Source organism: Mucilaginibacter sp. L3T2-6 (assembly GCF_030519355.1).
Taxonomy (GTDB): Bacteria; Bacteroidota; Bacteroidia; order Sphingobacteriales; family Sphingobacteriaceae; genus Mucilaginibacter.
The window spans coordinates 16,094-28,610 of sequence record NZ_JAUMKC010000036.1; the positions used below are offsets into that span (position 1 = coordinate 16,094).

Consider the following 12,517-nt stretch of genomic DNA (forward strand, 5'->3'; position numbering starts at 1 on the left):
CAAACTCAACTTCTCTTTTGGCTAAGTAGTACTTATTATTTCGCGTTTTCTGTTTTTTTTCCGGTGTTTCCGGGATAGGCCTGTATTGTCTTTTTAACCTGTTAAACCATCAATTATCATTAATGAAACTCCGCAAATTTTATCCTTTCGGGCTGTTTTTTCTGGCAGGCCTGATGAGCTTTGAATGGCTGATTGCCCAAACCACAACGCCACATTTAACAACAGTTATCCCGCCTTCGCCCGATGTGCAGGCAATGCAGAAATACGGGGATATCCCCGTGGGCTATTATACTGGAGTACCAAATATCAGTATTCCGCTCTATACCATAAAAAGCCACGATATCACATTGCCGATTTCTATCAGCTATCATGCTTCTGGTATTAAGGTGGCTGAGGACGCAAGTATGGTAGGTTTAGGCTGGGCATTAAATGCGGGTGGTTCAATATCCAGGAAAATTGTTAATATGGATGATTTCCTGGATGGAGCCTACTTTAATGGCTTATTAAACACATCGCCTGATTTAACTAATTTTTATCAACCTATAGTACCTATAATTAATGGCGCCGTGTTGAATTCGGGCTATGCCAATGCCGTGGACTGTTCCGCAGCTTTAACTAACAACCCGAAGGCAGATTTTGAGCCTGATGAATTTTATTATAACCTGCCAGGAGGCCAGAGCGGCAAATTTTTGTTAAAAAGGGATGGCACCGCAATTCTGGAAAAACAAGAAAAAATTGACATCGTATGTGACATTGTTAACCGGGGGAAAATTTGGCACGTTTACACACCTGATGGTTTTGTTTACGAATTTACTATGGTTGAATATTACATAGATGGCGGGGAGGTTTTTCAACATACTACTGCCGTGCACCTCACAAAAATAACGTCGCCAACCGGTCATACAATAACGTTTAATTATACGCAGCCTATGGATATCACAACTCCAAGCTCGTTTCAGGAAATAAGAAATGATGGCAATTTACCCATATATGGCGGAGGTTACATCCCGCAGTACTTACCAACAGTTAGAAAAGAGACGCCCGGGAAAAATTACAATAGCTTCAATATTGCAAGCATTGATTATGACGGCGGACGTGTCGTATTTAATTATGCTCCCGCAAACACCCGTACCGATGTTTTAGGCGCAAATCAATTAAATTCAATACAGGTTTATTCTAAGGACGCCCAGGGGAATTTAAGCGCGGCACCTATCAAAACCCAAACGTTCGCTTACGGATATTTTAACGGACCGAATGCAGGCGTACCGGGTTCCTGGTTTTCAGGTTCAAACACGGGGGCTGGTAACCCGGTGTGGAATTACAGGCTTAAACTGCTTTCAGTCACAGAGAGCGGAAACTACAATGGCCAAACCGTTACATCTAACCCATATACTTTCACGTACTATGAACAGGTTAGTTTGCCTTCCAAAGATTCATTTATGCGTGATCATTGGGGCTATTTTAATGGTCAGTATGCTAATACTTCGCTCATACCGAATTTTACGCGTATCGGGTCGGGAGACCAAAATTATTTTTACGGAATACCGGACATGTCAAGAGTGTCCAACGGCTACTTTGCACAAGCCTTTATATTAAATGGGATAAAATATCCCGAAGGCGGTACTACGACATTTGACTATGAGGGAAATGATTGTGATGAATATAAATCACTGATAAATGACCACTCGCAAACTCCGTATCCTTATACTATTCTTTCAGGCCATGGATCTCCTTTTAGCCACAGTTGGCCGCCAGGCGCCACGGACCAAGTTCTGCTTGATATGTCCGATCAGGTCTCAATCGGCGGCGACCTTAATGGGCAATTAACCGTTACTTTCAGGGCCAATTCCACGATTCCCGCAGCGCAGATAAGCGCCCCGGATATTGCTTATTTGAGCATTGTTGATAACGCAACGATGGCTGAGACGAGGATAGATCCCTACAATTATTCAACCTACCGCACGATAGACAATGGGGGCATACACATTACAATTCCTAATCCAAAATCCGCCGGAAAATATACAGTGACCATGGTTATCAATAATACCGGATACGGAGCGCTCCTTTTTGGAGGCGTTTGCTCATTCACTTGGTCTACGCAGGTAACATCGTTTCCAAACGCAAGCGTCACCCACCCGACCACATTTTCTCCGGTGGGAGGATTACGCATTGCAAGAATGACAGATGATGACGGTATTAATCCGCCAAAGGTTAAAAGATTTATTTACCATTATACAAATTATGGTAATGAGTTTAGTTATGGACGCACCATGACAAGACCGCAATATGGCTATTGGGAAGAATCAGAAGACCTCCAGCAAATTATATATAGTGACGGTCAAATTCAATACAACAGCTATGTTCCTGAACATTTTATGCGATCGTCCGACAGCAATATACCGCTGAATGGCTCAGCTGCCGGCTCGGCAATAGGCTATGACCAGGTGACTGTACTTGAAGGCGAAAACGGTGAAAACGGAAAAACCATTTACCAGTATCATAACGAACCGGACGATGTTGAACCTTATCAATATATAACTTTGAACCATCACCGGCCTTATAACTCGACCACACGGGATCCGCTTAACGGTTCATTGATAGAGCAAACTGACTACAAATTTGAAGGCGGGCAGTTTGTTACTATTAGAGATGTGGTTAATAACTATGTATATAAAAGTGACTCAACCAAATATATATATGCATTTGAGGATCATATGCTGCCGCATTACACTGCAATTTATCCTGCGGCTGGTATGCCTTCTATTACTGGTCCTACCTATGATCCGGTAACTACTAATGACAGGCTAATGTTCACCTATTCACCTATCCAATCAGTATGGACGTACCTCGCCTCGACCGATGAGAAAATATATTCCACCATCGATCCGGCGAAATACCAGGAGATTATAACTAATTATACCTACAGCCCTAAGCACTACCTGCCAATAAGCACGTCTTTCACCAACAGCAAGGGGCAGATAGTGACCACCAATACTACCTACCCGTTGGATTATAACCCCACCAGCACCACCGATGTGATCGCCAAAGGGATCAAGAACCTGCTGACGGCACACGTGTATACCGCACCAATTGAAAAAAGTACGACCAAAACCGATATCAACGGCGCTAACCCGGCGACAGTATCGGCATCGATAACCGCTTATGATGCCTTAACCCCCCAACCCAGCCAACTCTACCAGATGGAATCGGTATCGCCGATATCGTCTTTTGCGCACCTGGCCTCCACCGGCTTGAGCACAAGTATGGATGCATCCTATAAGCCGGCCATTTCCTTCACCTATGAGGCAAGCACCGGCAAGCTGCTTACCCAGGCCAAAAACCTGGACATGAATAACGGCTACCTGTGGGGTGGGCAAAACAAGCTATACCCCATAGCCGAGTGTAAAAACGCCACTAACACCGAGTTTTATTACCAGGGTTATGAAGATTTAACAACAGGCGTGGTAACCGGGAGCGCACATACGGGCAACAAGTATACCACAAGCCCTTCCATATCGTGGACGCGACCTAACGGGCGGAGCTATGTGATCAGCTACTGGAAACGAACCGGCTCAGGCCCGTGGACCTATTCCGGTGAAATTGCCTATACCGGCAGTTCCTATACATTAACAGGCGGGGATTCCTATGACGATGTGCGGATCTACCCGAATGACGCCCAGATGAGCACCTATACCTATGACCCCATGACCGGCGTAACCAGCGTGACCGATATGAAAGGGCTGACCACCTATTTTGAATATGACGGCCTGCAGCGGCTGATGAACGTAAAGGACAAGGACGGGAACATTGTGAAGAACTACAAATATAACCTGCAGCATTAAACCTAACATAACCACCATCTTAAAATAAGAGAATGAAAAGGCTTATCACACCAATACTGTTGTGTATCGTTATACTGGCATGGGTAACTTCGGGCTATGCGCAATGTACGTATGCACATTATACCCTGACACCGAATACAAACATTTGCGGCAGCTCGGCGCCGGTAGTAATGTCGGGTTCGGAATTTGGCGTTACGTATCAATTATATGTTAACGGCTCAGCTTTCGGTAGCCCCCAGGCTGGCAACGGTTCGGCTTTGACATTGGCAACAATAACCAGCTCACAGGGCGGCACCCTTACCGTGCAGGGCATAAAATCGGGCTGTACCTCTCAGGTTATCTGCGGCTCCCAGGTATTTTTTACACAGGCCTATCCCCAGGGCGGCAATATTACCTCGGGCGGGGGAACGATGATCTGCTCGGGGACACCGATAGTGCTAACCTTTAACCCGCCCGACGGCCAGACCTACAGCTTCCAGTGGATGCTGAATGGCTCGTCGATCTCCGGGGCCAACTCATCTACCTATTCTGCTACAGCAGGCGGCGTTTACAGCCTGCTGGTTTCCAATACCTGCGGCAATGAAACGGTGAACGGGCCGACATTAACTGTAGGCACGGCGGCAGGCGCACCCGGTGCAGTGACCGGGTCGGCCAACCTGCAATATGAAAACTTTTCGTCGGCTTATACCGTCACCGCGGCAACACATGCTGTAGGTGGCTACAACTGGACGGTTTCGCCATCAGGAATCGCGAGCATCAGCGGCAGCGGCACCTCGGCAACCTTAAGCTGGGGGGCAGGCGCCTCGGGTACGGTAACCATTAATGTATCGGCTATCGGCGATTGCGGGTATACTACCCCCGGCACGCCCCTGACGGTAACTATTCATCCACAGATCGTGCCGGGCGTGGTATCGGCAGATGATGCCAATTATAATACCTCACCCGGAGCGATAGTGGTTACGGCGGCGTCAGGCGGCAATGGCACCTATACCTACCAGTGGCAAAGTTCCACCAATGGTACTACATTCAGCAATATAACCGGGGCTACAAGCTCCGGCTATACGCCGCCGGCCCTTACGGTGTCTACCTGGTATAAACGGCAGGTTACCAGCAACGGGGTAACCGTAGCCACCAATGCTGCCAAGATAACGGTGTACCCCCAGGTGACGGCGGGAGCGATAACGGCTGATGATGCCAATTATAATACTTCTCCGGGTGCGCTGGTGGTGTCTGCTGCCGGCGGCGGTACGGGTACCTATACCTACCAGTGGCTCAGCTCGACAGACGGAACAACATTTACTAATATTACCGGGGCCACAAGCGCCGGTTATACCCCCCCGGCGCTAACAGTATCTACCTGGTACAAGCGTACCGTATTCAGCAACGGCGCTTCGGCAACTACTGCTGCAGCCAAGATTACGGTATATCCCCAGGTGACGGCAGGAACAATTACGGCCGATGACGCCAACTATAATACTTCTCCCGGCACCCTGGTGGTGTCTGCTGCCGGCGGGGGCACGGGTACCTATACCTACCAGTGGCTCAGCTCGACAAACGGAACAACATTCACAAATATCAGCGGTGCAACAACGGTCGGCTATACGCCGCCGGCGCTGACGATATCTACCTGGTACGAGCGTACCGTAACCAGCAACGGCGCCTCGGCGACCACGGCTGCCGCCAAGATAACGGTTTATCCACAGGTAACGGCGGGCGCGATAACAGCGGCTACTATTAATTACAACACCTCGCCCGGTGCACTAACAGTAACCGCTGCCGGTGGTGGTACGGGTACCTATACCTATCAGTGGCTCAACTCAACAGACGGAACAACATTCACTAATATCACCGGCGCCACAAGCTCGGGTTATACGCCGCCCGCGCTCACGGTATCTACCTGGTATGAGCGTACGGTAACCAGCAACGGCGCGTCGGCCACTACGGCATCCGCCAAGATAACGGTGTATCCGCAGCTGACGGCCGGCGCCATAACGCCGGATGATGCCAACTACAATACTTCCCCGGGTGCCCTGGCGGTGTCGGCCGCCGGTGGTGGCACGGGCACCTATACCTATCAATGGCTAAACTCGACAGACGGCACCACGTTTACGAATATTACCGGGGCTACAAACTCGGGTTATACGCCGCCGGCACTTACGGTATCCACCTGGTATGAGCGTAAAGTAACCAGCAACGGCGTATCCGCCACAACGGCAGCCGCAAAGGTAACGGTGTATCCACAGCTTACTGCCGGCGCTATAACTGCCGATGATGCCAATTATAACACTTCGCCCGGTGCCCTGGTGGTTACCGCACCTACAGGCGGCACAGGCACCTACACCTACCAGTGGCTAAACTCGACGGACGGTACTACTTTTACCAATATCACCGGTGCGACAGGCTCGGGCTATACGCCACCGGCACTTACAGCATCAACCTGGTATGAGCGTACCGTAACCAGCAATGGCGTATCGGCAACCACCGCGGCGGCCAAGATAACCGTTTATCCGCAACTTACGGTAACGGTTGCCCCGGCGACGCAATCCATTGCACCTAACGCTGTAGTTACCGCTATGGTGGCCACACCTGCCGGCGGAACGGGCACGTATACTTACCAGTGGCAAAGCTCGCCCGATAATACAACATTTACCAACATCAGCGGGCAAACAGCTGCCACCTATACGCCGGCTGCCAAAACAACCGAAAATACCACCTGGTACAAGGTTATAGCAACCAGCAATGGCGCCATAGCCAACGCGGTGAGCGTGGTAAACACCACCCTGTGCCTGCCGCTTAATACCAATGCCACGGCAAGCATGAATTATATCATTACCAACCAGGTGCGCACGTCAGGCATTACACAAGCCTCCCAGATAGACAATGCCGCATCATGCGATGTGAACCAAAAGATAGTGTACTACGACGGCCTTGGTATGCCGGTACAGGAAGTATCAGTAAAACTGTCGCCGGCAGGTAACGACCTGGTACAGGTGCATGCCTATGATGCCTTCGACCGCGAGGTGCTCAAATACCTGCCTTATGCGGATGCAGTGAACGACGGCAGCTATAAATCCACCGGAATCTCTAAGCAGGCCACGTTTTACTCTACCGGCAGCCCGAATGTGGTGGTTACCAACTCACCGTATGCGGAGGTAAGCTACGAGGCATCACCGATGAACAGAGTTAAGGAAATAAGCGCACCTGGTGATATTTACCAGTTAGCCGGTGGCCATACAGTGAAGAGTGATATGACCACTAACGATCTGGACGTATTCAGCGGGGCCAACAAGAATGGTACAAAAAAGGTGATCAAATACCTGGCGACCATCAATGCCGACCAAACTTATTCGCTCTCTGTAGCCAGCCCGACCAACACTTATGATATCAACAAGCTTACTGTATCGATTACCAAAAGTGAGAACTGGACATCGGCTTTAGGCGTGGTAGGTACTACCGAAGAGTACAAGGACAACGAAGGCAACATTTTGGTAAAACGTACCTATAACCTGAACGGCAGCACTACAGAAATGCTATCAACTTATTACGTGTACAACGATATGGGGCAACTGGTGTTCGTGTTGCCACCGCTGGCCGATCCTGACAGCGGGACTATACCTGCTGCCACGCTGAATAACCTATGCTACCAATATGCATATGACTACAAGGGACGTATGTCGCAAAAACGCATACCCGGCAAGGGGTGGGAGTTTATGATCTATAATAAACTTGACCATGTTGTATTATCTCAGGACGCGAACCAGCGAAATAAAACCCCGCAAGAGTGGAATTTTGCGAAATTCGATAACTTAGGTCGGACAATATTAACCGGTATTTGGGCACAAAGCAGCACTACGCTGGACGCTTCACTTGATGCCCCATCGCGCACCAACTACCAGGCGCTGGCCACAGCGTATGATAACCCCGCCAGTGCGACCCCGGCACACCCGCTTTACGAAACGGTGAACAACTCGGTAGCTATAGGCTATACCAGTGTGAGCGAACCCCAGGCTGCAGGCACACTTACCTATTACAAGCTGAACTATTATGACGACTATGTAGTGCCCAACCTGGCGCCATACAGTGTACCGGCCACTTTTACCGATGCAACAGCCAGCAACAGGATGAGGGGGCTGCCGACAACGTCGTTTGTGTACATATTAGGTTCATCCGGCAAATATCTGTGCAGCACTACCTTTTATGACGATCTGGGCCGTACAGCACAGCAATTTAGCCAGCATTACCTGAATGCAACGGTTAGCGCATCGAACTACGACCAGGTAATTAACACCTATAACTTTGATAACAGCGTGGATAACGTTACCCGTAACCATTACACCGTGGCGGGCGGGGCTACACCGGCGCTGGTGATGAGCAACGGTTATGACTATGACCAGGCGGGCCGCATGAAGCGCATCAACAAAACCATCGGCAGCCAGTCGGTAGTGCTGGTGAAAAATGACTATAACGAGATCGGCCAACTGGCAGCCAAGCACCTGCATTCTACCAATGGGACTACCTTTTTGCAGGACATTAACTACAGCTATAACGAACGTGGCTGGCTAAAACAGATCAACAGCCCTACCACCACAACGGCTACACAGGCCTTTGGCATGCAGCTGTATTATGGGGATGACCCGGTGACGGCACGCAAGCAGTATAACGGCAACATCGGTACCATAAAGTGGCGGCTGAGGCAGGCTACCGGCAGCCCGACGGTGCCGGCGGCTGAATCGTTCGGCTACACCTATGATGCCATTAACCGGCTTACCGCCACGGCATTTTCAGCCACTGCGATGACCAATATGTTTAACGAGACATTAACATATGACAGGAACGGTAACATTAAAACGCTTACCCGTAACGGGAATGTATCGGGTGCGGCGGCAGCCATCGACCAACTCACTTATACCTATGCAAATACAGGGCTCAGCAACCAGCTGGCAAGCGTAGCTGATGCTGCTGTCAATACCGGTGGTTTGGCATCGGGTACCACCAGCTACACCTATGATAAGAACGGGAACCTGCTGACCGACGACCAAAAAGCACTGACCATTGTTTACAACCTGTTGAATCTTCCTGTTAGCGTAACTAAAACAGGTGACCCGACACCGATAAACTTTACCTATACCGCCGACGGCACCAAGTTACGAAAGGTAAGTTCCGTGGGCGTAAGGGATTACATTAGCGGTATAGAGTATAACAATGGTTCGATGGATTTTGTAATGACGGAAGAAGGAAGAGCTATAAAAAGTACTAACTTTGTGTTTGAGTATTACTTGAAGGATCACTTAGGCAATACTCGGGTAACAGTAAAGGACGATGGCTCCGTCAATCAGTTGCAGGATTACTATGCCTTCGGCATGGATATTGACAATGGTTATAGTTCGCCAACCTCGCCGTCTAATACTTATAAATACAATGGTAAAGAACAAGATAATGAGCTAGGACTGAATATGTACGATTATGGGGCCAGATTTTATGATCCCGTAATTGCGAGATGGGTAACGCCGGACCCATTAGCCGAGTTTATGCGCAAATGGACTCCTTACAACTACGTCCTTAACAACCCATTGAAGTTTGTTGATCCGACGGGTATGGCGGCCTCTGATACAGTTACCTGGAATATTGAACTTAAGGGGGTAACTATTAAGGGAACCAAACTGCAAAGCGGCCTTAGTAGGTTTGGAAATCTGTTGTGGGGAGCAGTTGATTATATTCCTTTTGCGGGGAGTCTTAAGCAAATTGGCGTAGGCATCTACCATGGCAGCGTTAGCGAAGCCGGGTTAGGTCTATTAGCATTAACCGTTGATTTTGTATCTGGAGGTGAAGGGGGAGAAGCTATAAGGGCTGGCGAAAACGTCGTCAAAGAGGTACTCGAAGTTGAGGTTAAGGATGAACTTAAAGAGGGTGCGGAAAAAGTTTTAGAGGAAGAAGGCGTGGTTTATGAACGAACAAATCCTAAAACGGGAGAAAAATATGTGGGGCAAGCCAAGAGCGACGAACGGTATTTAAAAAGGCAAGGTGAACATGATAAAAAACTAGAGGTTAAACACAAATATAAAATTTTAGGCAGAGCTAAACCTGGTGAAAAATTAAACGTGCTGGAAGAAACTCACATACGCGAGGGTGGAGGCCCTAAGAGTCAGGGAGGTTCTTTACAAAACGCAAGATATCAGATGAGTGATGCAAATTATAAAGCTGCTGGAGGCAGCGTTAGCAAACCGACCAATTAAGATTATGAAACGAAAAAAAGTAAACTGGAAACCTAATGATATATTCGCTATTAAGCTGATAAACGAAAAGTCAGTTGTTGGACATATATTAGATCAACATCTGATCAATACTGTATGTATTGCGATATATGATGAAATTGTAGCGGACACGAGCAATATTGATATTAACTCGTTAATTAATCCAAAAGATCTTATTTCATTGATTGAAGTAACTCGTGAGAAGCTTGACTTTGGAGCTTGGGAGATTATTGGTGTAAAAGAAAATACTATTCCAATTGAACAATTTCCAAATGAACAGTATCGATCGGCCAAATGGGTTAATTCCGTTATGTACGACGCTGGACTCGCTGAAGATTTTGTGAATGCGTATTATGGTTTAACACCTTGGGATGATTGGTATGATCCGAACTTCCTTGATGAGTTCCTAATTAGTCCATCCAAAAAACCGGATAAGCTACTCTATAAAAAGGAGAATAGCGCTTAGGAATAGAATTCGAAATATGAGTAAAGGAATTTATTGCATTTTTTTTCGTTAGTGATTGCATGTGACGATCGATGTTCACAGCTAGTATACATTAGGAAGCAAATTAATATAGAAACTTTTTCTGATGGCAGATGAAGATGCTTTTGTGAAATCTAAAGTAAAAGATAGTTATGACTGATAAAAAAATTATGTCAATTTATAAATCTACTTTAAATTAAATTTATTTAAAGATTAAATGATGAAGGCGATCAAATATTTGGTGTTAATAATTATCGGGGGAGTTAGAGTAGTACATAGTCAACCAGGTACAGTAACAGACAAATCTTCTGTATATTCACGTGTGCGGGAGCAGGCAAATGCGATGGGGCAAGCTTTTTTAAGGGGAGATTATGATACTTTTGCGGGATATTTGTACCCTGTCATTATCAATTCCATGGGTGGAAAAGAACAAATAGCCGCAACATTAAGGAAGACAGTTAGCAATCTGAAAGCCAATGGCGCATCCTTTAGTAATATTACCGTTGACAACCCGTCAAAGATTATCAAAGCTCACAGTGAGTTGCAATGTACGCTGCAGCAGCATACAACTATCAAAACCAGAGACAGCAAAATTGTTACCACATCGACATTAATTGCCATGTCTGAAAATGGCGGGAAAGACTGGTTTTTTATAGATACGTCCAACAAAGCGGAAAAAGACATTAGGAAGGCGCTTCCTAATTTGAACCAGGCTATTGTAATCCCGCCACAACGAAAACCGGTAGTTTATAAATTGTAATATTCTCCGGTATCCCTTTGCCTAAGCACTCCTGAACAGATCTCTTCATACAGTGTGTTCGTAAAACTTTATATTAAAGTGCGTGAGGGGTCAGAGTTAAGTAATAAAACGGTTTGTGGATAATCATTAACTATTTGAATATCAATTAAGTAAGCATATTTTGTTATATTTAAGTGTCGAATTTAAACCATAACATTGTATGCTTACTCCTTCTAAAATTATCGAAATTTTTGTCAAAGTCGATGACTTCTGTAAAGAATTTGAAGACGAAATAGTAAAATATCAACTTGAGACTGCTAATCATAAGGTCAGAAACCGAAAAGCTTCGCTGTCCGACAGTGAATTGATTACGATATTAATCGCTTTTCACAGCGGTCATTTTACCAATCTGAAGCACTTTTATCTATGCTGTATTTGTGCTCATTACAAGGATTATTCTCCCGGACTGGTATCTTATAGCCGCTTTGTTGAATTAGAGCAAAGAGTAGCCGCACCCATGATGCTTTTCCTTAAAACCAATTGTCTTGGACAATCGCGGGGTATTAACTTTATCGATTCGACACATATCAAAGCCTGCCATAACAGGCGCATACATAACCATAAAGTGTTTGCCTCGGTGGCCGAAAGGGGCCAATGCTCTATCGGCTGGTTTTATGGATTCAAACTACACCTGATTATCAATGACAAAGGTGAAATACTGTCATTTTACCTTACAAAGGGCAATGTTGATGACCGAAACATCAAAGTAATGACTTCCATGACCCAGGATATCTTCGGTAAATTATTCGGCGATAAAGGCTACATATCAAAAGCTTTAGCTGACTTGCTTTGGGGCAATGGCATACAGATGATAACCAAACCCCGCAAAAACATGAAAGACTTTAACATCTCACAGGCTGACAAAATAATGCTTAGAAAAAGGGCATCATCGAATGTGTCAACGACGAACTAAAGAATATCTGCAAACTCCAGCACACGCGGCACAGATCGGTCAATAACTTTTTGATGAATACCATGGGCGTACTTTGCGCTTATCACTTCTTCCCTAAAAAGCCCTCGCTTAATATTAGCTTTGATGATCAGGACAACCAGCTTTTGTTAGCTGCTTAACCCGAACTCACGTTAAAATATATTCGCATCAAATTTGGTATTAACTGCTTTAGTAATCTGCGATGCAAAA

At 46.6% G+C, this 12,517-nt stretch carries 4 protein-coding genes and 1 pseudogene; all 5 read left to right on the plus strand.

Annotation, left to right across the window (positions count from 1 at the left end; translation table 11 throughout):
* Positions 1–122 precede the first annotated feature (122 nt).
* The 5 genes and pseudogenes from Q3W13_RS24655 (at position 123) to Q3W13_RS24675 (ending at position 12,447) form a co-directional block, all read left to right on the plus strand.
* Positions 123–3,842 (plus strand): hypothetical protein, encoded by a 3,720-nt coding sequence (locus Q3W13_RS24655; protein WP_302868611.1) that lies wholly within the window; start codon positions 123–125, stop codon positions 3,840–3,842.
* A gap of 32 nt (positions 3,843–3,874) precedes the next feature.
* A complete protein-coding gene (locus Q3W13_RS24660; protein ID WP_302868613.1) occupies positions 3,875–10,075 on the plus strand; it encodes a DUF6443 domain-containing protein in 6,201 nt (2,066 codons plus the stop codon).
* A 4-nt stretch (positions 10,076–10,079) separates the two neighbouring features.
* Complete coding sequence (locus tag Q3W13_RS24665; protein WP_302868616.1) at positions 10,080–10,559, plus strand: Imm26 family immunity protein; 480 nt, start codon at positions 10,080–10,082, stop codon at positions 10,557–10,559.
* 235 nt (positions 10,560–10,794) lie between these two features.
* Positions 10,795–11,337, plus strand: coding sequence for a hypothetical protein (locus Q3W13_RS24670; RefSeq protein ID WP_302868618.1), 543 nt, complete (start codon positions 10,795–10,797; stop codon positions 11,335–11,337).
* 199 nt (positions 11,338–11,536) lie between these two features.
* Positions 11,537–12,447: pseudogene (locus Q3W13_RS24675) on the plus strand (IS982 family transposase).
* Positions 12,448–12,517: the final 70 nt, after the last annotated feature.

Bases quoted from the DNA above. Each gene is read 5' to 3' on its own strand.
- Q3W13_RS24670 (WP_302868618.1), top strand. From the start codon at position 10,795: ATGATGAAGGCGATCAAATATTTGGTGTTAATAATTATCGGGGGAGTT.
- Q3W13_RS24660 (WP_302868613.1), top strand. From the start codon at position 3,875: ATGAAAAGGCTTATCACACCAATACTGTTGTGTATCGTTATACTGGCA.
- Q3W13_RS24655 (WP_302868611.1), top strand. From the start codon at position 123: ATGAAACTCCGCAAATTTTATCCTTTCGGGCTGTTTTTTCTGGCAGGC.
- Q3W13_RS24665 (WP_302868616.1), top strand. From the start codon at position 10,080: ATGAAACGAAAAAAAGTAAACTGGAAACCTAATGATATATTCGCTATT.